The following is a 24542-nucleotide window of genomic DNA, read 5'->3' as shown; positions in this document are numbered from 1 at the left end:
GCTTCGACGGTGTGTCACGATCCCCGCCATCCGATCGCGGGATCCCTGAATCCCAATGTGGCCGGGTTCGCGCGATCCTGCCACTGGTCCCGGGTCACCCCGCCTGCCGACGACTACCGGGCCGCCGAACCTGCCTCGCCGACGGCCAGGCGGCGGTCCGCCGCACGGGCGTGCCCCTCCAACCCTTCCAATCGCGCCAGGGCACGTGCGTCGGCCGCCAGGGTCGCGGCGGCCGCCAGGTCATCGATCCGCAGCCAGGTCCGCACGGCTAGGAAATCGCCCACCCACAGCCCGCCGCGCAGACGGGCCGCGCCGCCTGTGGGCAGCACGTGATTGGGGCCGGCACCATAATCCCCGAGCACTTCGGCGGCGCCGGCGCCCAGGAACAGGCCGCCGAAGGCTGTGAGACCGGCGGTGACCCGGCTATCGGCTGCGTTCCATTGCAGGTGCTCGGGGGCCAGGCGGTTGCACAGGGCCACAGCTTCGGCCGGGCTCGCCGCGCGCACGGCGTACCCGCCGGCCAGCGCGGCGCGCGCGACCGCCGCCGTCGGCAAGGTCGCCAGTTGTTTTTCCAACTCGGTTTCCACCGCCTCGATCACGCCGTCGTCCAGTGCCACCAGAACCGGCCGCGCCGAGGGTCGTGCTCGGCCTGCGCCAGCAGGTCGGCGGCCACGATGGCGGGTTCGGCGCCGGCGTCGGCCACCACCACGAGCTCCGACGGGCCGGCGGCGCCGTCGGTTCGCACGCGGCCCTCGACCGCGCGTTTTGCCGCCGTCACCCAGATGTTGCCCGGGCCCACCACGGCCTCGCAGGCCGGCACCGATTCCGTGCCCCAGGCCAGCGCGCCGATCGCCTGCGCGCCGCCGGCCGCCAGCAGGCAGTCGGCGCCGGCCGCCGCCGCGGCCGCCAACACGACGGGTTCGGGACGGGGGCAGGCGACGACCACGGTCGCCACGCCGGCTGCACGCGCGGTGACGGCCGTCATCAGCACGGAGGAAGGCAGCGGATGGCGGCCGCCGGGCGCATAGCATCCCGCCGCAGCCAGCGCCGTCACGCGGTGTCCGGCGCTGCCGCCGGGAACCTCCAGCGAGAGATCATCCAGCGCGCGGCGCTGCGCCTCGGCAAAGGCGCGGATGCGGCCGGCCACGCGCAGCAACAGGGCCTGCACATCGGGGGCACACGAAGCCAGCGCTACGTCTAGCGCCCGCCGGTCGTAGAGCAGCGGCCGGTTATCCGTCCAGCCATCGTGTTGGGCGGCAAGTCGACGCAGGGCGGCATCGCCACCTAGCCGCACGTCCTCGACGATGCGCGCGGCGCCCTCGCACACCTCGGGCGAGATGAGGGCCGCAGCGCTGCCGGTCACTTCGGCCGCGTCGAGGCGACGCAAGATCGTGTTGGCGTTGGGCATCACGAATTCCCTTCCCGACCGGCATTGTTGCGGACCTTGGCGTCGCCCCGGCGCCGTGTCACCTTGCGCTCGCGGTGATCGAGATGCCTGCCCACGTCCTCCCAGCGGCCGCCCGCGCGCGCCAGCGCGACCAACGCGAAGTAGATGACGTCGGCCGCTTCGGCGGCGACGTGGTCGGGTGAGCGTGCTGTGGCCAGTTCCATCGCCTCTTCCTGGAGCTTCTCCGCGAGCAGGGCGGGATCGTCCAGCAGGCGCCGTGTGTACGAACCCGGTGGGCTCGCTACCATGCGTTCGGCCAGACGTCGGGCGAGGCGAGGCGCGCCGTGGTCCTCGCCCCAGCAGGTACGCGCACCGGTGTGGCAGAAGCCGCCGCCATGTTGGCGCACCACGGCGCGCAGCGCATCCCTGTCGCAATCAAGGTCGAGGCCCAGCAGGTCCTGCGTGCAACCGCTGTCCAGCCCCTTGACCCACAGCCCGCGGCGCCTCGAGTGGTAGACACCGCGGCCCGTGGCCAGGGCTTCGCGCACACTTGCGGTGTCGGACCAGGCCAGGCCCAGGGCGATCCCGTGCTCGTCACACACCACCGTGGGCCAGGGGCCTTCCGGCAGGCGCGCCGCCAACGGCGCCACGAACGCATCGGCCAGGTCCAGCACTCCCGTGTAGAGGGCCATGCCGACCTGCACATCGCAGCCGGCTGCGTCCAGAACGGCGACCTCGGCGGCACTGCGCACCCCCCCGGCCACGGTCAGGCGCGCCGGGGCTGCGGCCGCGACAAGGTCCCGCGCCAGCCCGGCATCGAGGCCGACCATGCGCCCTTCACGTTCGACGAAGGTCACCAGGAAGCCGCCGCACAGCCCGCGAAGTTCGGCCATGCGCTCGGTCACGCCGCGGCCCGTGCCTCGCGTCCAGCCTTCGACGACCACCTCGCCGTCGCGCGCATCCAGGGCCACGATCACCCGTTCGGGCGGCAGCTGGCACAACAGCCCGGGCGTGGCCGCAGTGCCGATGATGATGCGCTCGGCGCCCGCATCCAGCCATCGCCGCGCCTGCTCCACGCTGCGGATGCCGCCGCCCACGCGGCAACGCGCAATGTTCAACAGCTGCGCGATCAACGCGGCGTTGTCGCCCGTGCCGAGGGCCGCATCCAGGTCGATGACCGCGATCTCGCCCACGCGGCCGAACCGCGCGGCCAGGGGTACGGGATCGCCTGCCTCCAGCGCCAGGTCACGTCCGCCCACCAGCTGCACCGTGCGGCCGCCCTGCAGGTCGATGCTCGGCACGATCATGGCCGCACCTCCACACCCCGGGCAGCAAGCTCCAGCTTGAGTTCGCGCACAGCCCACACTCCGTCGTGGAAGATGCTCGCCGCGAGCACCGCGTCCGCACCGGCGGCCACCGCGGCGGCCATGTGCGCCGGCGTCGCACCACCCCCGACGCGACGATGGGCACGTCGACGGCGGCGCGCACTGCGGCGACCAGTTCCAGGTCGTAGCCGGTGCCGGTGCCGTCGCGGTCCCAGCTCGTCAGCAGGATCTCGCCCGCACCGAGGCGCGCGCCCTCGCGCGCCCACGCCGACACCTGCAGCGCTTCGGGCTGACGGCCGGAGCGCGTCGTCACGGTCCAGCCACCGCGGCCATCGGCCTGCGCATCGATGGCCAGGACCACGCACTGGCGCCCGAACTCCGCAGCCAGTTCGCCCAGCAGCGCGGGCCGGCGCACCGCCGCGCTGTTCACCGCCACCTTGTCCGCGCCCGCCCCCAGCATCGCTCGCGCCTGGTCACGGCAGGTGATGCCGCCACCCACGGTCAGGGGCACGTCCAGGCCGCGGCGCACCGCATCGACGGTGCGCACACGCGCGCCGCGATCCTCCAGCGTGGCCGTCACGTCCAGCAGCACGACCTCGTCGGCGCCCTGCGCGGCATAGGCCGCGGCCTGCTGCGCAGGGTCGCCGGCATCACGCAGGTCCTGGAAGCGCACACCCTTGACCACGCGTCCGTCGCGCACGTCGAGGCAGGGTACGATCCTCACTGTTGCCATGGAGACATCTCCTGTTCCGCGTCTTCCAGCCAGGCGCGCATCAGGCGCGCGCCCCAGGCTCCGGACAGTTCGGGGTGGAACTGGCAGGCCAGCACGCCGCGCCTGCGCGCCGCGGCCAGGAAGGTCCCGCCATGGTCGGCGGCCAGGGTCTGCCAGCCGCCGGCGTGCAGCCGCTCCAGGGCCCCGCCCGGCACGGCGTAGGAATGGGCGAAGTAGGCGTGTGCCCCGGCGCCATCCCCCGCCGAACCTGCCACGGCGCACCAGCCCAGGTTGGGTACCCGCGCCACCGCCGGCAGGCGCCGCACGCGCGCGGGGATGACGCCTAGGCCACGGTCGCCCGGCGCTTCGTCGCTCCCTTCGCACAGCAGTTGCAGGCCCAGGCACACCGCCAGCGTGGGCAGGCCGGCCAGTGCCCGCTGGCGCAGCGACGAAGCCAGGTTGCGCGTGTGCAGGTTCGCGAGGCCGGGGCCGAAGGCCCCGACGCCGGGCAGCACGACGCGGGCGGCGCGCGCCAGGTCGTCGGGATCGGCGACGAGACGCGTCGTCGCACCGAGTCGCTGCAGCGCCACCTCCATGGAGCGCACGTTGGCAATACCCGTATCGATGATCATCACGTCGCTCATCCGAGCACCTCCTTCGTGCTGCGCACGGGTCCATCGGTAACCGCCAGGGCCGCCCGCAACGCCAGGGCCAGCGCCTTGAAGGCGGCTTCTGCGCGGTGGTGGTCGTTGCATCCACGCTGCACATCGACGTGCAGGTTGAAACGCCCCTCCATGGCCAGCGTCACCAGGGCGTGCGTCACGTTCTCGCACGCCATGTCGCCGATCGAGGGGCGCTCCAGGCCCAGGGCGACCTCCGCCCAGGGGCGCCCACCGAGATCGACTGCCACATCGGCAAGGGCTTCATCCATGGGCACGCGTGCCCAGCCGAAGCGCGCGACCGCCCCCCTGCACGCGGCCACTTCGCACAGGGCGCGGCCAAGCACCAGCGCGCAGTCCTCGGCTGTATGGTGGTCGTCCACATGCAGGTCGCCCTTGCAGGTGAGCTCCAGGTCCCAGCCTGCGTGCCGCGCCAGCGAGGCCAACAGGTGGTCCAGGAAGCCCAGCCCGGTGGCGATCGAACTGCGGCCCGCCCCATCGGGATCGAGGCGCAGTGTTACGTCCGTCTCGGCCGTCGTGCGGTTCAGTTCGACGATGCGATTGTTCATGGCAGCAGCTCCTTGAGCTCGTCGAGGGTGGTGATGATGCGGGCAGCGCCGGCAACCTCGAGGGCCGCACCGGTGTCGTCGGCCGCCGCCGGCGGCCGGATGCCGATCGGCAGCACGCCTGCGGCCCGGGCTGCAGTGATGTCGTCTGGCGTGTCGCCCACCATCCAGGCGCGTTCAATGCCGAGGCGCCGCAGCGCCTCGCGCACGGGTGCCGGATCGGGTTTGGGCGCCGCGTCGTCGCGCGAGACCATGCACGCGAACAGGTCGCTCAGCCCGAAGCGGTCCAGGAAGCGCAGGGCTTCGGCGCGCGGCCGGCCGGTGACGATGCCCAGGGGCAGGCGCGCGGCCAGTTCGGCCAGCGTGCGGCGCGAAGGAATCAGCGATTCGCGCTCGCACAGTCCGGGTCGCCCGTCGCCGCCCAGATAGTGTGCCTGGAATTCCGCCACGACCTGCGCCAGCGGGACATCCAGCCCGCGTTCCAGGAGCAGTCGCCGGGTCACTTCCCAGTCGTCATTGGCGCCCGGCACCGCCTTGGCGGCAGCGACCTGTTCGCGCGTAACCGTGAAGCCGTGGTCGGCCAGGACGGCGCCGATGCAGGCGCGGTAGCTGTGGCCTTCATCGGCGATCACGCCGTCCATGTCCAACAGCAGCGCCTGGGGGGCCAGCGCCACGTCCAGCGCGCGTGTCAGCCGCGAGGCTTCGGCCTCGTGTCCAGGACAGGTGATGCGCAGCCACTGATCCAGCTGTCCGTGCCCGGGCCAGGCGCGCACGCTGACCCCGAGCGCCGCGAGCCCCGCACCAGTGAAGGCTGCGTCGCGCGGCCGGCAGAGCACGAAATTGCCTTTGCTGGGCAGCGGCTGCGCGCCCAGTTGCGTCAACTGGGCCGTGAGCTCCTTGCGTGATGCGCGCGCGAACGCCACGCCGGCCTCCATCGCGGCGGCTCCGGTGGCGAGCGCTTCGCGCGCCAGGTCCACGCTGGGGCCCGACACCGCGTAGGGCTGGCCACAGCCCCGGAGCTCCGCGATCAGTTCCTCCGGACCCAGCAGGCAACCGATGCGGAGGCCGGCCAGGCCCCACGCCTTGCTGAGGGTGCGCAGCACGAGGGTGCGCGGCAGTGTCAACGCGAACCGGGTCAGGTCCTCGTCCGCGAACTCGGCGTAGGCCGCATCGAGCAGCAGCGGCACGTCGCGGGTCTTCCGGCGCAGGCGGCCCAGTTCCTCGGCCGTCACGACGGCACCGGTCGGGTTGTTGGGGCTGACCACGGCCAGCAGCCCGGTGCCCGGCCCCACGCAGGCGGCGACCGCCGCGACCGGGTACGCGCCTTCCCACCACGACACCGTGCGCAGGCGGCCGCCGGCCAGGCGTCCGTGGCGCGCAAACATCTCGAACGTCGGCTCGGTCAGCACCAGTTCGCGGCCGCCGCCCAGGAAGCGCCGGCAAAGCCGGTCGATGCCGCCGTCACCGCCGGCGGTGACGAGCACGCATCCGGAAGGCACGGCGAAGCGCGCTGCAAGATCCGCTTCGAGTCCGCTGGTGTCCGGATAGCGGCGCAGCGCCTCGATCGCCCCCGGCCAGCGGCCGGACAGATAGTCGGGCGCCGGGCCCTCGTTGGCGTCCAGGCGCACGGCGCCCGGCGGCGCCGGCTGGCGGCGATAGGCTCCCCCCACGGGCACGGCATTCTTCGCTGCCGGCTTCATGGCACGATCTGGCTGGGTTCGGTGACCACGATGTCGGTGCCGCCCTGTTGCCGGATACGCGGGATCAGAAGTGCCAGGCCGTCGCGGGGAACGGCGACCTTCACCGCGAAGCCCGCCGAGCCACGCAGGCTGCTGACCGTCGGCTCGCGCATGCAGGGCAGCACCGCCACGAGGCGGTCGAGATCGGCCGCGGAAACGTTCACCTCGAGCATCACGCGACGACGAGCCTCGAGCACCGACTGCAGCAACAGCGCCACTTCCTCGATGCGCGCACGACGGCGCCGATCGGCCCAGGCCGGACGACTGGCATACATGCGGGTCGAACTGGCGAGCAGGTCCTCGAGGATGACCAGTCCGTTGGCGCGCAGCGTGGCGCCGGTTGCGGTATTGTCGACGATGCAGTCCGCATCCTCGGGTGGGAAGACCTCCGTGGCGCCGTAGCTGCGCACCAGGCGGGCGGTCACGGCACGGCGCTCCAGCCAGCGGGTGGCCAGTCCCACGTACTCGGTCGCCACCACCAATGCCCGGCCCGGCAGCGCGCCGTCCTCCAGCAGCGACGCCGGCGCGGCTGCGACCACGCGCACCGGATCCAGGCCCGTGTCCAGGACCTCGACCAGGTCGGCTTCCAGTTCCTCGACCCAGTCGGCGCCGACGAACCCCAGGTCGCGCGTCCCGACCTGCAGCATCTCGACGATGTTCTGGGGCTTGAGCAGCTTGACCTCGCAGGCAGGCAGCGAGACGCTCGCGCGGTAGTCGCGTTCGCCGCTGGTCACCGCGATGCCGGCGTCAGCCAGCAGGCGCAACACACCGGCCTGCATCCGGCCCTTGGGCAATCCAAGGCGCATGGAGGCGATGTCGGCAAGCGGTCGCTCGGCTGATGAGGCCACAAGATCGTTCAGCGGTTGCATGGCACCTTCCCGTTTCGGGCCGGTGCCCCGGGAGGGCGTCGCGCGGGCGAGGGTCAGGGGAGATCAGGACCTGCACCAACGACGAACGCCGACCCGAGGGCCGGCGTTCGTGGTTGCTTGCGATGGACCGTCAGGTACGCAGCAAAGCCGAATCGCCAACCCCGGGGCGGGGATGATGATGATGCCGGCTATGGTGATGCCGTGACCTGATGGCCATCGTGAGATCCTTTCGGGGACACCACCGATGGTGCCCGCGTTCGACCAGATTACGACGGCTCGTCCTGGATGTCAAGGGGCCCATCACCCGGGAAGCGCAGGCCTGCCGCTGCGGCTGCCGAATCGAGGGATGCGCCGACGAGGCAGCTGCTGTACCTTCGGGAACCCGACATTCGACCCGTCCGACCGCCGCATCCCCGGAGGTTTCCACGTGGCCGAGAAGGCACGATCCATCCCCACCCCAGGGCACGGCTTCGGCACGCTGCCGGTCTACTTCGCCGCCGTCAGCACCATCCTCGGTGCCGTGATGTTCCTGCGATTCGGGTACGCGGTCGCCAATGTCGGCCTGATCGGGGCCATCGGGATCATTGCGCTCGGGCACCTGGTGACGATCCCGACTGCCCTGGCCATCGCCGAGATCGCGACCAACCGGCGCGTGGAGGGCGGCGGCGAGTACTTCATCGTTTCGCGCTCGTTCGGAACCACGATCGGCGGGGTCATCGGACTGTCGCTCTACCTGTCGCAGGCCATTTCCGTGGCATTCTACATGCTGGCCTTTGCCGAGGCGTTCACGCCGCTGGCCCCGTGGTTCAATGAGACGTTCAACCGTGCATTCGACACACGATTCGTCTCCCTGCCGGCAGCCGCGATCCTGTTGACGGCGGTCTGGTACAAAGGGGCGGGCGGCGGCGTCAAGCTGCTCTATGCCGTCGTCGCCGTCCTTGCCGCATCGCTGGTCGCCTTCTTCATGGGCAAGCCCGTCGACGGCTTCGAGGCCCAGGGCGCGTCACTCACGGCGCGCCTGGCCAATGGCGATTCGTTCTTCGTCGTGTTCGCGATCTGCTTCCCGGCCTTCACGGGCATGACCGCCGGCGTCGGCCTGTCGGGCGACCTGCGCAATCCACGGCGCGCCATTCCAGCCGGCACGCTGGCGGCAACAGCCACCGGCATGGCCGTGTATCTGGCGCTGGTGATCAAGCTGACCTGGTCGGCCCCGATCGACGACCTGGCGAGCGACCAGTTGATCATGTCCCGCATTGCCGCCTGGGGCCCCTTGATCCTCATCGGCCTTGGAGCGGCCACGCTCAGCTCGGCACTCGGCTCGGTTCTGGTGGCGCCGCGAACCCTGCAGGCGCTGGGAGCCGACCGTAACGTCCCGTTGCGCGCGGCCAACCGCTGGCTGGCGCGCGGCACGGGCAACGCGAACGAGCCGCGCAATGCGACCCTCGTGACGGCCGCGCTGGCCATGGCGATCATCGCACTGGGGAACGTTGACTTCGTCGCGCGTATCATCTCGATGTTCTTCATGGTCACCTACGGCTCGCTGTGCGCCATCAGCTTTCTCGAGCATTTTGCCGCCCGCCCCAGCTACCGCCCGGGCTTCCGCTCGCGCTGGTACATCAGCCTGTTCGGCGCGCTGATCTGCCTGTTCATGATGTTCCAGATGGATCCGCTGTACGCCCTGCTCGCGCTGGCCCTGCTCGTCGGGCTTTACCAGCTGATCCGCTGGCAAAAGGGCGGCGCCTCGGACGACATCGCCGCCATGTTCGAGGGCGTCATGACGCAGACCACGCGGTATCTCAACGTACAGTTGCAGTCACATCGCCGGGTCATCGGGAACGCGGAATGGCGACCGAGCATCATTATGGTCAACAGCCGGACATTCGAGCGCCGTGCGCCGCTGAACCTCATGCGCTGGCTGTCGCACCGCCACGGATTCGGCATGTACCTGCACTACATCCAGGGTGCGCTCGATGCGCGAACCTACGCCGAGGGCCAGGAGGTGCAGCGGCAACTGGTCGAGATGGCGCGCCTGCAGAAGAGCGCGGTGTACATGGGCACCATCATCAGCCCATCCCTGACGACGGCGCTCGCACAGAGCCTTCAGGTGCCGGGCGTCTCCGGCATGCACAACAACTGCGTGATGTTCGAGTTCTCGATCCATGACGAGCAGCGCGTACTGACGGAAGTCGTCGACAACTGCCTCTTCGTGGCCGATACGGGCATGAGCCAGATCGTGCTGCGCCACGGCGACCTCCATTTCGGCGAACGAAAGCACGTCCACGTCTGGCTGACCTGGAACGACACCGAGAATGCCAACGTGATGATCCTGCTTGGCTACATCCTGGCCGGCCACTCCGACTGGAAGGACGTCGCCATCCGCGTCTATTTGGCCTACCCGCGCGATGACGTGCGCGAGCGCCGAGCCGAGATCAAGGCGCTGATCGCCGAGGGCCGCATGCCCGTCTCGGAGGTGAACATTCGCTTCATGCCTGTCAACGACGTCGATTCGTTCCGCGAAGCCGTGGCCCGCTACTCGTCCACGGCCGACCTGACGATCCTCGGCTACGACATGCAGGGGTTGCGGGAACGGCGCGAGGATCTGTTCCGCAAGCACTCGAGGCTGGGTGACGTGCTGTTCGTACACTCGCCGATGGGCATCAACATCCGCTGACGGCTGAGCCGGCCCCCCCCCCCCCCGCCCCCCCCCCCGGCCCCCCGGGGGGCGCCCCCCCCCCCGGGGGCCGGGGGGGGGGGGGGCGGGGGGGGGGCCCCCGGCGGGGGGGAGCTCCCCCCGGAGGCGGGGAAGGGGGGCCCCCCCCGCCCCCGGGGGGCCCCCCCGCCCCCCCCCCCGCGCTGGCCCCCCCCCCCCGCCCCCCCCCCCCCGCCCCCGGCCCCCCCCCGGGGGGAAAAAAAGGGGGGGCGGCGGGCCCCCCCGGGGCGCGGGGGGGGCGGCGCGGCGGGGGCCCCCCCCCGCCCGGGGGGGGGCGGCGCGGGGGCGGCCGGCCCCCCCCCCCGGGCCCCGGCCCCCCCCCCCCCCGCCCCCCCCCCCCCCCGGGAAAGGCCCCCCCCCCGCGGCGCGCGGGCGGGGCCCCCGCCGGGGCGGGGCCGGGGGGGGGGGGGGCCCGCCGCCCCCCCGCCCCCGGCGCGGGGGGGGGGGGGGGGGGCCCCGCCCCCCCCCCGCCCCCCCCCGGCCCGGCCCGCGGGGACCCACCCCGCCCCCCGGCCCCCCGGCCCCCCCCCCGGGCCCCGCCCCCCCCCCCCCCCGGGGGGGGGGGCGGCCGGCCGCCCCCCGCCCCCCCCGCCCCCCGCCCCCCCCCCCCCCGCCCCCCCCCCCCCCCCCCGGGGGGGGGGCGCGGCCGGGGGGGGGGGGGGGGGGGGGGCCCGCCCCGGGGGGGGCCCCCCCGCAAAACCCCCCGCCCCCCCCCCCCCCCCCCCCCCCCCCCCCCCCCCCCCCGCCACAGGCCCCCCCCCCCCCGCCCCCGGGGGGCGCCCCGCGGCGCCACACCCCGCCCCCCCCCCGGGGGGGGCGCCCGGGGGGGGGCGGGGGGGGGGGGGGGGGGGGCCCCGGGGGGGGGGGGGCCCCCCCGGGGGCGCCCCCCCCCCAAGGGGGCCCCGCCCCGGGCCCGCCCCCCGCCGGGGGGGGGGCCGCCCCGGGGGGGGGGGGGGGGCCGCGGGGCGGGGGGGGGGGGGGGGCGCCCGGGGGGCGGGGGGGGGGGGGGGGGGGGGGGGGGGGGGGGAGGGGGGGGGGGGGGGCGGGCCGGGGCGGTGGCCGCCTGGGGGGGGGGGGGGGGGGGGCGGGGCCCCGGGGGGCTTTTGAAGGGCCCCGGGTGGGCCCCCCCCCCCCCGGGGGAGGGGGGGGGGGCCGGGGGGGGGGGGGGGGACGGCCGCGCCCCGGGGCCGGGGGGGGGGGGGTTTTGCCGCCGACCCCCCCCCCCCGCGGCCGCCCGCCCCCTCGGGGGTTGGGCCCCCGCCCGGCGGGGGGCAAGAGCGCCGGCCGTCAGCGCGCCTTCTCGTCGCGCAGCAGATCCCCAAACACGGTCTTGCCCGCCATGGCCGTGGTCGCGCCCCAGGTGAGCAGCGCCAGGAAGATCGCTGCGGGCAACAGCGCGCGGTTCGCGTACCAGGCCGAGAAGTCGAGTGTCGCCACCGTCGACGACATCACCGTGCCGACGAACGCGGCGGTGAACGCCGGCAGCAGGCCGAAACGCACCAGCACGAAGAGCAGCACGGGGACATTAAGCGCAGTGACGGCCAGGGCAATCGGCCAGCCTTCCGTGGGCGCCATGCTCGTGATGCTGACGACCCCGATCAGGATGCCGGCGGCCAGCGCCGCCGTGGAGTTGCGCCTGAGCGCCAGGCGCAGCAGGAAGAGCTGCACGAGCGTGTTCAGCACATTCAGGATGCTGACGGACGCCGCGTACGAAAGGTTGAAGCCGGTCCCGCCATGACCCGCCAGGGACGTGAGCATGCTGCCGGAAAGGCGCGTCGGCAGGCTGGCCAGCCCCATTGCCGTGAACGCGGCGACGACCGCAAGTGAAGCCGCCGCCATCACCGCGCCGGCCACCGAACCGACGAGGATGTCGCGCCCGACCAGCGGATCGCGAGCCCGGCCCGAGACCAGGCGCGCCCACGACACCAGCATCCGCGGCCAGAGCCGCCGCACGTAGGGCTCGAGAGCCACGTAGGCCAGCCACATCTGCACGGCGTGGGTCAGGGAATGGCCCATCGCCCTCCCGCCGACCATTTCCCACAGCGTGGCCTGCAGTCCGATCTCGCGCAGCGGGGTGTTGAAGACCGCCTCGAGCATGTTGACCGCGAAGACGAACAGCGCCAGGCGCGTCGCCCCGCGCCGGTCGCCGCGGCCGAGCCTGAGGTTGCGCACGGCGAAGTAGGCGCTCACAAGCAGGCTGAGCAGCCCGTCCAGCATCAGGCCGATCCAGCCGTAGATACCGCCGTTGTCCACCGGTTTCGGTTCCAGCGGCGCCGTGGACCGGCCCCAGTCGTGGGTGATCGAGAACCAGGCCAGGCGGCCGCCCCGCACAGCGCCCATGCGCAGCGTGACGGGCTCGTCGTCACGGCCGGGCAGCCGGCCCTGCCAGGCGGCCACCTCGTCGCAGGCGATGGGCAGCGGCGGCGCCGGCGTGATCCTCGTGAACAGCGTGGAATCGAGGCCGGCCGCCGCGAAGAACACGCTCCAGTCCGGCTTGCCGCCGGGACGTGCTTCCACCGAGTCCGGCGGGATGGCCTGGAAGCCGACCAACTTGCCCGCGGGGTCGAGCAGGACGCAGGCCCGACCCGACATGAGCGGCGACGGGCTGTCGACCGTGACGACCTCGGAGTGGAAATTGGCGTGCTCGAGCGGATCCGGGCTCCAGCGCCGCCAGTAGAACGCCGGGCTGCCGCCCCGCGTCACTTCGGCCGTGTCGCGCCGCAGGTGCTGGAGGTGCGACTGGTTCAGGTCGAAACCCTCGGCCGTGTGGCCGGGGATCTCCTCGAAGCAGCCGGACTTCTCGAGAAGATCACTGGCCCGCACCGTGAGGACGGATGCCGGCTGCGTGAAGGGTCGCAACGCGGGGCCGACCAGCCCGCACCACAACCCGACAGCCACCAGCCCCAGCGCCACGGCGCCGAACGCCACGGTCGTACCCAGTCCGCCGCGGTCGCCGGCATTGGCCACCAGCTCCGGCGACGGCGTCTCGCCGGCGGCCAGCGCCGCGGCCAGCGGGTCGCCGCCGGGCAGGGCCCCGAGCACCGCGTACGCCGAGGCGGGGCGCGACTCCGGGTCGGTTTCGAGGCAACGCTGCACGACGCGCTCGACGGCCGGATCGAGGTCGCGCACCAGGTCGGTCAGGCTGGTGAACGAACCGGATTCCTGTTGCAGCCGCATGTCGGCCAGGCTGGTGGCGGTGAAGGCGCGCTTGCCGGTGAAGATCTCGTACAGCACCAGGCCCAGTGCGTAGATGTCGCTGCGCGCTGAGACCCGCCCTTCCTTCAACTGTTCGGGCGCCATGTAGCCGGGTGTACCGGCAATGCGTCCATCCCGCGCCAGTTCGTCCGCCAGCCCGGCCAGGCCGAAGTCGGTGATGCGCGCGCGCCCGCGGCCGTCGATCATCACGTTGGCGGGCTTCAGGTCGCGGTGGAGCATGCCCGCTTCATGCGCGGCGGCCAGGCCCAGGCAGACCTGGCGGGCGATCTCGATCGCCTTGTCGGAGGAGGGACGGCCCATCCGGCGCAGCACCGAGGCGAGGTCCTCGCCGTCGATGTACTCCATGGACAGGAACACGTGGCCGTCGATCTCGCCGATGTCGTACACGCGGCAGACGTTCGGGTGCGCGATCTGGCGCGCGACGCGGACCTCGTTCCGGAATCGCGCCAGTTCCGCCGCGTTCCGCGACACGGACTCGGGCAGGAACTTGAGCGCCACCGACTGGCCCAGTTCGAGGTCGTCGGCGCGGTAGACCTCGCCCATGCCCCCGCGACCGAGCAACGCGACGATCCGGTAACGGGTGCCCAGGCGCGTGCCCGTCTCGAAGCGGCCGTGGTAGCTGGCGGCGGAGGCCGGGGCACTGCCGGCGACTGTTGCGTCGTCGAGACGGGGCGCCGGCGCCTTGTGCGTGGCGGCGAGCGTCTCGTCGGCGGGAGCCGGCGCCGCGGCGGGGGCACAGGCACCGGGGCGGCGCAGGCGGGGCAGAAGCGCCCGCCCTCGGGCAGCGCCTGGGCGCAGCGGGTACAGAATGCCATCCGGCCGGACCAGCCTTTCGGGTCGCGTGCGACGCTGCGGGGAACGGCGAATAGCCCTGAGGTGGTTCGTGCATCCCAGTAAGATGCTGGGAGATTCTATCACGTTCCGGGGCCGGCCGCCATCCCCGCGAGGAAAACGCCGGGGGTATTGACGCGCTTCCATCGCCGGGCCTAACATCATGGCGTGCGCACCGCCACGGCCACGACCGCCGCTTCACTTCGGCTGGTCTGCACATCGCGACGGAAGGCGGGCGCCCCGCTTCGATGCCCGCGAAAGGACAGCCGACCGATGAAGCTGATCTATCGCTGCCTCTGCGCGGTTCTCGGCGCTATCCTCGGCACCGGCTGCAGCAGCAACTCCACAGAGCCGGTCGAATACGGCCCCATGCCCGAGTACGGCGTGCCGACGGCCAGGATCCGCCTGGACGGCCGGGTTCTCGACTCCGTCGGGACGCCCATCGCAGGGATCGAAGTCGCCCTCGCCGAAGCCCCCGCCGACACCACCGATGCAAACGGCCACTGGTCGATCGCGCAGGACGGCGCCTACATCCCCTGCATCGACAGCAACACGAGTGCCTGCACCGTCGCGGCTTCCGACATCGATGGCGCGGCCAACGGCGGCCCTTATCCCACCGTCGAGGTGACGTTGGACCTGGCGCAAACCGCGCCGGGCAGCGGCTACCTGGACCTGGGCACGTGGGAACAGCACGGCGTGGACATCACGATGACGGATGCCGCCGAATACGGTCCGCCCCTGGCCCGCAGGCCGCCGCCGACCGGCCGGGAACGTTGAGCGCGCTGAGGGACCGGGGCCCTGCCGGACGTTGGCTCCATCGCCGGTTGTTGCCGATGCACCAATCGGCCCAGCGGCAACTGCACGACCTGAACTACCTCTTCTTCGAGATCACCCAGCGCTGCAACCTGGCCTGTCGTCATTGCGGCAGCGACTGCGCCGCCGACGTGTCCCAGCCGGATCTTCCCGCCGACAGCATCCTCGCGGTCCTCGACGGGATCAGGCAGCGGCACGACCCGGCCCGCATCACGGTGGCCCTGACCGGCGGCGAGCCGCTGCTCTATCCGGGCTTCTTCGAACTGGGGACGGCGATCACCGCTCGGGGCTATCCGTGGGGCATGGTCTCCAACGGCTGGGCCTGGACCCCGGCCAGGGTCGAGGCGGCCCGGCTGGCCGGCCTGCGCACCATGACGATCAGCCTGGACGGACCGGAAGCCGTGCACGACTGGCTGCGCGGCCGCGCCGGCTCGTGCGAGCGGGCCTGCGCGGCGCTGCGCCTGCTGGCGTCGGCGCCCTGGCTCCAGAAGCTGGATGCCGTCACGTGTGTGCACCGCCGCAACCTCGACCAGCTCGAAGAGACGCGCAGCCTGCTGGCTTCGCTGGGCGTCGAACACTGGCGCCTGTTCACCGTCTCGCCCATCGGGAGGGCGGCCTCCGATCCGGACCTGCTGCTCGACAAGGATGGGTTCCGGCGGCTGCTGGCCTGGGTCGAGGCGGCGCGCGACCGGCCGGGCCCCGCCGTCGCCTGCAGTGAATCAGGCTATCTCGGCGCCTGCGACACGACCGTGCGCAGCCATCCGTTCTTCTGCCGCGCAGGAATCAACGTGGCCGGGGTGATGGCCGACGGCGCGATCCTGGCCTGCCCGAACATCGACCGCAGCTTTGCGCAGGGCAACATCGGCACCGACGATTTCTGCGAGGTGGGAAAGCGGATACCGGATTTTCCGGGATCGCAGCTGGCTTCGCACGGGCGAATGTGAAAACTGTTCGGAGTGGTCGCTGTGCCAGGGCAACTCGTTCCACCTGCTGGATCCGCAGACGGGCCACACGCGGCTATGTTATCACCGGTCGTTCGACCTGGCTGAGCGGCCTGCACGATCATCATCCTGATCGTGCTGGCCATCGTGCTGTTCGGCGGCGGCGGCGGCTACTACTGGGGTCGGCGCAGGCGGTAGCTGCTCACTTGGCCAGCGTGACCTTCAACGACCGGATGCCTGTGGGAGTCTCCAGCTTCGCGAGATACACTCCTGACGGCACCGCAATACCATGCATGTCGCGACCGTCCCATGAGGCGGTCCTTTCGCCGGCCTGCTGCACGGCGTCAACCAGTGTCGCCAGGCGCGCGCCGCGCTGGTCGTAGACGTCCAGGCGCACGTGGCCCGGCCTGCGGCAGGCTATAGCGGAATGTCGTCACGGGGTTGAACGGGTTAGGCTCGTTCTGGTACAGGCGTGGGACCACAGGAAGCGGTGTTCCTCAAGGTGCGCCGGACCGTGCCAGAAGCGGGAGCCGTCGGCAGCCGACTCCATCAGCCAATAGTCGGCGGAGCCGGGCAATGGCGCGGCATCCGTGAATACATACGACCCCACGACATCCGGTACGGCACTCCCAAGCAGCGCGCGTTGCGCACCAGTCGCTTCGCGCCACACCTGGAACGAAGCGCCGGACGCGGGACCGGAGATCGTCCAGCGGATGATCGCTTCCCTGCCGATCCGTGCCGCACTCAGGTCCGTCAGGTAGACGGCCACGCCCGGCTCACACTGGAGTCGCGCAACGTGGAGGCCGGTGCTCGCGTCCGACAGGTAGGCGTAGTTTCCCCAGACCAAGGCGCCAACAACCCCGCCGGGCGTCACGACTGCACCCAGGACCTGCGGGTGCGTGGGATCGGCGATGTCGATCACCTGCAAGCCGGAGTTACCGTCGGCGATATACGCTCGTGCCCCGCTGACGTCGGCTTCACTGGCGAAGCCGGAGGTGTTCGCGGCGCCGATGATGCACGGGTTCACCGGATCGGCAAGGTCGACGATCTGGAGACCGGCCTCCCAGTCCGCCACGAATGCGTAGCTCCCGGAAACGGTGACGCCGCGCGCATCGCCTGGCGTATCGAGACTGGCCACGATGTGCGGGCTGGCCGGATTCCGGATATCGATCACGCGGAGGCCATACCAGAAATCCGCAACGCAGGCGTAGTCGCCGTACAAGGCCACGTCGCGCGCCAGGTAGGCGGTATCGACGCTGCCAACAATCCATGGTTGCGTCGGATCCGAGATATCGACGACCTGAAGCCCCGATCCCCCGTCCGCCACGTACGCGAAGTCCCCGGCCACGGCCACGGCCTGCGCCTGGCCCGGCGTATCCAGGGTGCCGGCGATCCATGGGCTGGCGGGATCCGCGATGTCCACCACCAGAAGGCCCGCGTACGATGCGGCCACATACGCATAACGTCCCGAGACGGCGACTTCATAGGTGGGACCAGAAGTCGCGATCGAGGCGGTGAACTGCGGCCGCACCGGGTTCGCGATATCGAGCACGCGCAATCCTCCCCAACCGGCCACATAGGCATGGTTGCCGGAGATCGCGGCCGAATTGGCAACAAATGGCGCCTCAACGCCGCCGGCCGACGGCACACTGAAAGGGTTGCGCACGTCAATCACATGCAGCCCCTTGGAGCGGGCGGCGACATAGGCGAAGTCCCCGGACACCGCGACGCCGTACACGTAATCGGGCAATGTGACGCGACCGACGACCTGCCCGTTCTGCGGACTGGAAATATCGACCGTGACCAGGCCGTAGCCATGGTCGGCCACATAGGCGAAGTCCCCGGAGATCACCACCTTCATTGCCCCGCCAGGAGTGGTGATGTTGCCAAGCGTCTGCGGATGAAGCGGATCGGCAACATCGATCACCAGAAGCCCATCATCGGCGACGTACGCATAGTGGCCGGATACCTTGACATCACCGGCCTGGCGGGCAGGTGCGGCAACGCTGGCAACGATGACCGGGGCTGCAGGATTCGCGATGTCGATCACCTGGACTCCCTGGGCCCCGTCTGCCACATAGACGTAGCTCCCGGAAACATCGATTCCATAGGCGGCGCCTGGCGTGTCGATGGCGCCCACGATGACCGGAAGCGCCGGATTCGAGATGTCGACGATCTCGATCCCCGCCCAATCGTCCGCGACGTAGGCGTGGTTGCCCGAGATAGCCACGCAGCGGACGGTACCCGGAGTGTGAACCGTGCTGACGATCCGCGGGCTGGCGGGATTCGCGAAGTTGACGATCTGCATCCCACTGGTGGCGTCCGCCACGAAGGCATAGTTTCCGGCTATCGCGACGTTGAGGGCGTATCCGGGCGTGTCGACAGCGCCGACGATTCGCGGGTTCCGTGGATCGGCAACATCGACGATCTGGAGTCCGTGGTAGTCGTCCGCAACCAGTGCATAGTGTCCGGAGATGGCGACCGCATCAGCCTGGCCGGGCAAGGCAACTTCACCTTCCCAGTGCAGGAACGCCTCATAGTTCTCGCATTGGGAAACCGAAGTACCCGGAAGGACGGCAAGGACAATCGCGGCAACCGATACAGCAACGATCCTCCGGAACGGCATGGTTCGCGTCTTCATGGTGGACTCCCGTGGCGTAGGTGCATCAACACTCCACCCGCATCATTTTCCGGATGCCCATATCACCTGCATGAGCCGATCATAGCATACCCGCCTTGCGACGAACAGGATCGAATCCGCGCGCCGGCGTCGTCAGGACCGGCCCCATCACCCCCGAGGATTCTCGCTTCAGGTGGACGGGGACCTCCGCCGCGCCCGAGGCCTCAACGGCCTTCCGGAACCCACTGCAGGATCGCACCCCCGCTGCTGGCGACGATGCATGACCAGGGTCCGACCGCTGCGACCGCATTCAGTGTGGATGAATAGGTCCCCGATGCCCGGCTCCAGGTTTGCCCGCCGTCAGCTGTCCTGACCACCGTCCCGCCGGTGCCCACAGCGAACCCGTGCCTGGCATCGACGAACGAGATGTCATGCAGGTACCTGTCTGCTGCAGGCGGAATGCTCGCCCAGGTCAATCCACCGTCCGTTGTTCGCATGGTGTAGCCGACCCAGTTCGAGAACCCGACGGCCACTGCCGTCAGCGAGTCGGCAAACGCCACGGCCCGGAGTGAAACGGCAATTGACCCGGCAGACACCGTGGTCCAGTTCCAGCCTCCGTCCTGCGTGCGCAGGATACGGCCATCGTTTCCCGTGGCCACGCCCGTGCGGGCGTTCGCGAAGGCCACGTCGGTGAGCGCCACCTCGTCCGCGAAGGTAGACGGGGCCCACGACAAGCCCCCGTCGATGGACACGAGGATCGACCCGTACTCGCTCACGGCGACGGCACGTTCTCCATCGGCAAACGCCACGGCGTTCAGCGCGGCGTCGGTGCCGGAATCGCGCGGCTCCCAGGTCTGGCCGGCGTCCGTCGTACGAACGATGGCTCCTCTGCTTCCCACGGCCAGCGCCACGTCTTCATCCCCGAAGGCGACGTCCAGCAGTCTCGCGGAAGTTCCGCTGCTCACGGCGCTCCAGGTCGTTCCACCATCGACGCTGCGCAGAATGTCCAGACTCGTCCCCACCGCTAGCCCCGTGGCCTCAGCATTGAAATCCAGGCCTAAGAGCGGCGCCGCCACGCCGCTCGAGGTCCTGGTCCAGGTGACGCCGTCATCGACGGTATGGAACATGACACCCGAGCCGCCAACCGCGAATCCTCGACCGTCGGCTGTGAATACGGGCGGCGTGATGTACTCCACCGGTCCGGTCGGGGCACTGCTCCAGGTGACGCCGCGATCGGAAGTCGACAGCACGACGTTGGCGTTCGTGGTCACGACCCAGGAGCCATCGTCCCTGACGGTGATCGACCTCAGCCCTTCGGTAGTGGTCGAGATCGCGGCGGTCCACGTGGCCCCGCCGTCGTATGAATGGCTGATCAGTCCGTTGCGACCAACCGCCACCAGGGAATCGACGCCCGTGAAGGCAATGTCCCACGGGAACTCATAGACTGGTAATTCGCCGGCAAGCCACGTCGCCCCGCCGTCGGCCGTGTGCAGGATGCAGTATGAGCCCGCGGCCACGCCATGTGTACTGTCACGGAAAGCCACAGTCGACAGGTCGCACACGCCGCCGCTGTCCTGCTGGACCCAGGTGCGCCCGCCGTCCGTTGTGCGGGCGATCGCGCCGCGGCTGCCGACGGCCGTCCCCGTCGCAGCACCCGTGAAGCACATGTCGTACGGGTCATCGACCCCGGACGGACCGCTGTTCGACCAGGTCAAACCGGCGTCATCCGAGCGCAAGGAAACACCACCGTAGCCCACCGCGACCGCCGTCAGGTCCGGCAGCAGCGCCACACCCATGAGATGGCTCGGCGAGCCGCTGGCACGGGTCGTCCAGGTTGCCCCACCGTCTGTCGTCCGCAGGATGGTCCCGTCGCGACCGACCGCCAGGCCGACGCCGTCGATTGTCCCGGCACAGCTCGTGAGGTCGTTTCCCTGGGGAAGCGGATTGCGCCAGACCCATGTCATCGACGGTTCTCCGGGATCGGGACCGGAAGGGTTGTCGGTGCAGGAGGCGAGGAGGATTGCAGTAAGCGTTGCGACGGCGATCGTCACGCCCTGCAGGCGGCTGCGGCTTCGCGATGACATGGAACTGCTTCCGGTTGATCCGGTGACTGGGGCCGCGGATGCCGCCCGGCACCTGCTGATTGTCGTACACCCTGCCTCCGCAGGTCAACCGATCAGCAGGTCAACCGATCAGCAGGTCAAGGGCAGGTTCAATGCACCATCTGCCGCCGCGGAAACCAGACTCCAACGATCCCGATAATGCGCGGGCAACCTTGATTGTCTCAACGTGGTCGAAACGACCTGGAGCACCCCATCCGTGCTAAATCAACGAGGTGCCGCCAGGCGCCACGGGGACCGGCCGGTTGTCACTCCACTTCTCGTACGACGATTCCGAGTGCGTATCCGAGTCCGGATCTGATCCCGGAAGTTGCGGTTGAACGGGAGCATCATGATGCACCTCTATCCACGCAAGTACAGCCTGGTCGCCGCCGCGCTGCTGGTCGTCGGCATCGGCATGTCCGTTCCCGGCGGAGCGCAGGCGAAAGGCCCGGATTGCGCCGACTATCGCCACCAGACACACTGGCTCCCGAGCCCCGTCGAACTGACGACCACCCCCACTGCTATCATGCGCTGGCAGGATCGGCTGCTGGTGCTGCATCCATCCGCACTCCTGATGGTCGGCACCGACGAGCAGCAGGCGCCGATCGAACTCGGCCGCATTCAAGGCGGGTTCAGCGAGCTCGCCGTCGGCAGCGATTTCATCGTCCTGGGCCACACCGGCGGATTCCAGGTGTACGACCTGCCGGCGCTGACCTTGCGCTGCAGTCATGTCGGTGGCTGGGCGGGGACGCCCAGGCTTGCCTGCACGGACGACCTGATCGTCGCCGCCGCCGACGGCCGATTCTACTTCTTCGGTGGACCAGCGGACGGCACTGTCACTGCGCTCAGCGACTGGGCGATTCCACACTACATCTCGTTGATCGGGGCGGGCAAGCTGGCCATCGTCGGCTCGAATCTGGTCCGTTGCGCCGGGGGCGGCAACAACATCTCCGGCTATTTCACAGACCTCTCGCTGATCGACATCGCGGATCCGCTGATGCCGATACTGACCGATCGGCTGACCGCCGCACCCGGAGACAGCCCTGATGACCTGACCATTTTCCGCGATATCCAACCGTTCGACGGCGGGTTCGTTCTCTGGTGGATCACCAACAGGTCCGATATTCGCCCGGAAATGACCTCCAACAACGCTGCATTTCTTGGCCGCATCGCCATCGAGGATGGACACTTCGCCTGGCGTGGCTACGCCCAGCGAAGCGGTCCCTACTACGGCGGCTTCGCGATAGCCGGCCGCGAAGCGATCTGGACGATGGGCAGCGGCAACGGTCATCTCGGCGAATCGAGCCTGATCGTCGACCTGGACCGGGACCTGCCGGCGCCCGTCGTGACCGCTTCGCTGCCTCGGCTCTACACCGGGCCCGTCGGCTGGTTACCCGGGAACGCGCTGGTGACCTCCGGCTTCCACTTCTACCACTTCGAATCCGCGCCGACCGCCCCGGCCAAGCCAGATGACGTCGGTTCCTCGAGTTCGGGCACCATCGTGCTTGATGCGGACTTCCTCGTGTCCTGGATGAACACCTCTGATTGGGGAGGCGACTCCTGGGGACTCTACGTGCTCGACCGGCGTGTCTCTCCGGCTGCTGTCGTCGCCACCATCACTGACGATGCGCTGTACGGCCTGCTCACCTCAATCGCCGTGGTCAACAGGCGCGTCTACTATTCGATCAATGACCAGCGCCGCACCGTGGAGATCGACGACAGCGGGCACTTCTCCACCCCCGTCGTGTCTGCCGAACCCGTGATCCTGGACGCGATCCCGTGGGGCCCGTACACGGTGGTCTCCACGCCGGACAGCCTGCTCATCTGTCTTGCCGACGATTCCGAACGGCTGCAAAGGGTCGCCTCGCTCGGCGGGTACTCGGCCTCGGGACTGAATCGCCTCATCCGGGTCGGCGATGTGCTGCTCGGGCAGCGCATTGCCGGCAGCACATCGAACCTGGCCCACTTCGATCTTTCGAATCCCATCATGCCGGCACTGCTCCGGACGACATACGGCTGGGGGCGGAATATCCGCTTTCAACCCGAAGCCGGCCTGCTCTTCGATTGCGGTGGCGAAAGATTGCGCTGGCATCGCGTCAACAGTGACGGCACGATCACGCTGCTGGGCTCCATGGCTGGCTTACGGAGTGCGATCGTCCGGGATGCCTGGCTGAACGAAGGTCTCCTGTACCTGGCGCTGGATCACTACGGACTGGGCGTCTACGAGTTCGACCAGGACAACGGCCCGACGCCGCTTGGCGGCATGGTGCTCACCTACGGCGCGGTACAGATCATCGCCGACAATGGCTGCTTCCAGATCCTGCCGCGGGCCACGACCATGCCGCTGGCCTGCAGCGACCCGCTGCCGGTCATGATCTCGTCGCTCCGCGCCGCCTGGCAGTCCGATGTGGCCGTGGTTGAATGGCATTGCAGCCTTGAAGGCGCGTCCGGAGACGAGTTCGTGGTCCGTCGCCGTTCCGGCGGCGGCGCCCACGCCATCTCCCGCCGGCCCGTGGCCACCGGGGATTTCCGCATCGAAGATGCGGGAGTTCCCCGCGGCGTCGCGACATCCTACGAACTGTGGCTGGAGACCCCGGAGGCCTCGCCCCTGTTGCTCGAAACGGTGCCACTCGATGGGCTCTCCGGCCCGGCGCCGCGCTGCTCGGTGTCGGCCGCGCCGAACCCCGCCAATCCGTCGACCCTCATCTCGTTCGAGACGGAGCGGCCGTCGCGGGTTCGCCTCGGCATCTACGCGCTCGACGGACGCCTGGTCGTCACGCTTGTGGATCGGGAACTGGAGAGCGGCCGCCATGTCACCCGTTGGGACGGTCGGGACGCGGATGGACGGAGCGTGGCATCGGGCACCTATCTGATGCGCCTCGGGTCCGAGGGCCTTGTCAGGTCGGGTCGGTTGACGTTGTTGCGATAAATCGCCGGCGGCTACCACGCCGATCGGATGTCGACAGGAGCGACCCCTCCTATCTCCAGAGCGCCTTCAACCCGCCCCACGACATGGATTCGGTCGGCACCGACTGGCCGGCGAAGGGGCTGTACAGCACCGTTTGCCGGACGGCTTCGATGATCCACGATCGGATCGTCGCCTCGTCGGTCGTGTCCCAGTAGTTGTTGCGCAGGTCGTGAACGGCGGATCCGAGGCCGCAGTTCGCGCACGCGATGATCGGGCCGGAGCCCTTCACGAGATCACAGCCGCTGATCTGACTCGACCCGGCTTCGGAATCCGCAAACAGCAAGGCGCCGTAACCGCCGACAATCCTCGAATTGGTGACCACGAACCGGCCATACCGCGAGACGACCAGGAGCGTCGTCCAGCTTGCAGACAGCTCGGAATTGGTGATCGTGCACTCGTTGAACAGGCCGTACTGCATCTCGACGGCCACCGACGTATCGCTGAACCTGCAGGTGTCGACGAATACCTGCGCTCCACCATAGACATGCATCGTCGTCGGTGCGCTCGTGAATTCACACCGACGAAGCGTGACGCCCCTGAGCCCGGCGATGGAGAACAGGACGCGCACGGCCGAGCAGTCTTCGATAAGAATGTCCACATCGGTGCTGAGCATGATGCTTCGGATCTCGACGTAGGATTGCTGCCGCGACCCGTCGTTTTCGAACCGGCAATCGCGAATGCGGCCGCCGCTGCCCGATGGCATCCACTGGAGAGGCTGCATGTTTCCGACGAATGCACAACCGCCCAGGAAGAGCCGGCCCGCGACGTACATTCCTTGCCCGCCGTTTCGCAGGCAGACACCGGAAATCGTGATGTTGCCGCCCCCGCCGTAGGTGATCAACTTCGTAGACTCGCCGAGATATTCGGCCGGCGATGATGGACTCACTCGCTCCCGACCCGATGATCGTCAGGTTGTCCGCGGTCACATTCGCGTAGGATTCAACGTCGCAATTCCACTGCGAAAGCCGCCGTGTCGTGTTCGAGATACTCCCGGCCCGATCAGAATCGAGTCGCCGTCGGCTGCGGCATCCAGGCGGGCTGGATCGCCGCGTAGTTCCTTGCGCCGTCGCTACGAAGCGGTGAT

General features: G+C 70.0%; 16 protein-coding genes and 1 pseudogene. 4 read left to right on the top strand and 13 right to left on the bottom strand.

What is annotated here, in order from left to right:
- Positions 1 to 113: 113 nt before the first annotated feature.
- From IPG61_14245 to hisG, 8 genes and pseudogenes are all read right to left on the bottom strand, one after another.
- Complete coding sequence (locus IPG61_14245) at positions 114 to 617, bottom strand: histidinol dehydrogenase (GenBank protein MBK6735207.1); 504 nt, start codon at positions 615 to 617, stop codon at positions 114 to 116.
- Positions 596 to 1408 (bottom strand): histidinol dehydrogenase, encoded by an 813-nt coding sequence (locus IPG61_14240; protein MBK6735206.1) that lies wholly within the window; start codon positions 1406 to 1408, stop codon positions 596 to 598. Before IPG61_14240 ends, IPG61_14245 begins: the two co-directional genes overlap by 22 nt.
- Positions 1408 to 2694 (bottom strand): phosphoribosyl-ATP diphosphatase, encoded by a 1287-nt coding sequence (gene hisE, locus IPG61_14235; protein MBK6735205.1) that lies wholly within the window; start codon positions 2692 to 2694, stop codon positions 1408 to 1410. Before hisE ends, IPG61_14240 begins: the two co-directional genes overlap by 1 nt.
- A pseudogene (gene hisF, locus IPG61_14230) lies at positions 2691 to 3445 on the bottom strand (imidazole glycerol phosphate synthase subunit HisF). Before hisF ends, hisE begins: the two are co-directional and overlap by 4 nt.
- Complete coding sequence (gene hisH, locus IPG61_14225; protein ID MBK6735204.1) at positions 3433 to 4068, bottom strand: imidazole glycerol phosphate synthase subunit HisH; 636 nt, start codon at positions 4066 to 4068, stop codon at positions 3433 to 3435. The pseudogene hisF and the gene hisH overlap by 13 nt, the downstream one beginning before the upstream one ends.
- A complete protein-coding gene (locus IPG61_14220) occupies positions 4065 to 4652 on the bottom strand; it encodes an imidazoleglycerol-phosphate dehydratase (protein MBK6735203.1) in 588 nt (195 codons plus the stop codon). The genes hisH and IPG61_14220 overlap by 4 nt, the downstream gene beginning before the upstream one ends.
- Positions 4649 to 6349 carry an aminotransferase class I/II-fold pyridoxal phosphate-dependent enzyme gene (locus IPG61_14215; protein MBK6735202.1) on the bottom strand — a complete coding sequence of 567 codons (1701 nt, stop codon included), beginning with the start codon at positions 6347 to 6349 and terminating at the stop codon, positions 4649 to 4651. The genes IPG61_14220 and IPG61_14215 overlap by 4 nt, the downstream gene beginning before the upstream one ends.
- Positions 6346 to 7203, bottom strand: a complete 858-nt coding sequence (gene hisG, locus IPG61_14210; protein MBK6735201.1) for an ATP phosphoribosyltransferase — start codon at positions 7201 to 7203, stop codon at positions 6346 to 6348. The genes IPG61_14215 and hisG overlap by 4 nt, the downstream gene beginning before the upstream one ends.
- A gap of 481 nt (positions 7204 to 7684) precedes the next feature.
- Here hisG and IPG61_14205 point away from each other — a divergent pair, with 481 nt between their 5' ends.
- A complete protein-coding gene (locus tag IPG61_14205; protein ID MBK6735200.1) occupies positions 7685 to 9928 on the top strand; it encodes an amino acid permease in 2244 nt (747 codons plus the stop codon).
- A 1326-nt stretch (positions 9929 to 11254) separates the two neighbouring features.
- Here IPG61_14205 and IPG61_14200 read toward each other — a convergent pair.
- Complete coding sequence (locus IPG61_14200) at positions 11255 to 14101, bottom strand: serine/threonine protein kinase (protein MBK6735199.1); 2847 nt, start codon at positions 14099 to 14101, stop codon at positions 11255 to 11257.
- 186 nt (positions 14102 to 14287) lie between these two features.
- Between IPG61_14200 and IPG61_14195 the strand changes: the two genes are divergently transcribed.
- Together IPG61_14195 and IPG61_14190 are read left to right on the top strand one after the other, a co-directional pair.
- A complete protein-coding gene (locus IPG61_14195) occupies positions 14288 to 14791 on the top strand; it encodes a radical SAM-associated putative lipoprotein (GenBank protein ID MBK6735198.1) in 504 nt (167 codons plus the stop codon).
- A gap of 56 nt (positions 14792 to 14847) precedes the next feature.
- Entirely contained in the window at positions 14848 to 15771 is a 924-nt protein-coding gene (locus tag IPG61_14190) for a radical SAM protein (protein ID MBK6735197.1), read from the top strand.
- Positions 15772 to 15970: 199 nt separating this feature from the next.
- On the opposite strand, the gene IPG61_14185 is transcribed toward IPG61_14190, so the two are convergent.
- The 3 genes from IPG61_14185 to IPG61_14175 all read right to left on the bottom strand — a co-directional run bounded on the left by IPG61_14185 (position 15971) and on the right by IPG61_14175 (position 20472).
- Positions 15971 to 16165, bottom strand: coding sequence for a hypothetical protein (locus IPG61_14185; protein ID MBK6735196.1), 195 nt, complete (start codon positions 16163 to 16165; stop codon positions 15971 to 15973).
- Positions 16166 to 16201: 36 nt separating this feature from the next.
- Positions 16202 to 18409 carry a hypothetical protein gene (locus IPG61_14180; protein ID MBK6735195.1) on the bottom strand — a complete coding sequence of 736 codons (2208 nt, stop codon included), beginning with the start codon at positions 18407 to 18409 and terminating at the stop codon, positions 16202 to 16204.
- Between the two features lie 203 nt (positions 18410 to 18612).
- Positions 18613 to 20472, bottom strand: a complete 1860-nt coding sequence (locus tag IPG61_14175) for a hypothetical protein (protein ID MBK6735194.1) — start codon at positions 20470 to 20472, stop codon at positions 18613 to 18615.
- A 433-nt stretch (positions 20473 to 20905) separates the two neighbouring features.
- On the opposite strand from IPG61_14175, the gene IPG61_14170 reads away from it, so the two are divergent.
- Positions 20906 to 23419, top strand: a complete 2514-nt coding sequence (locus IPG61_14170; GenBank protein MBK6735193.1) for a hypothetical protein — start codon at positions 20906 to 20908, stop codon at positions 23417 to 23419.
- A gap of 49 nt (positions 23420 to 23468) precedes the next feature.
- Here the strand turns inward: IPG61_14170 and IPG61_14165 are convergent, their stop codons facing one another.
- Positions 23469 to 24299, bottom strand: coding sequence for a hypothetical protein (locus IPG61_14165; protein ID MBK6735192.1), 831 nt, complete (start codon positions 24297 to 24299; stop codon positions 23469 to 23471).
- Positions 24300 to 24542: the final 243 nt, after the last annotated feature.

The organism is bacterium, from assembly GCA_016703265.1.
Lineage (GTDB): Bacteria > Krumholzibacteriota > Krumholzibacteriia > LZORAL124-64-63 > LZORAL124-64-63 > CAINDZ01.
The sequence above is the reverse complement of the archived record's forward strand: the minus strand, read 5'-3'. Positions and strand labels throughout refer to the sequence as shown.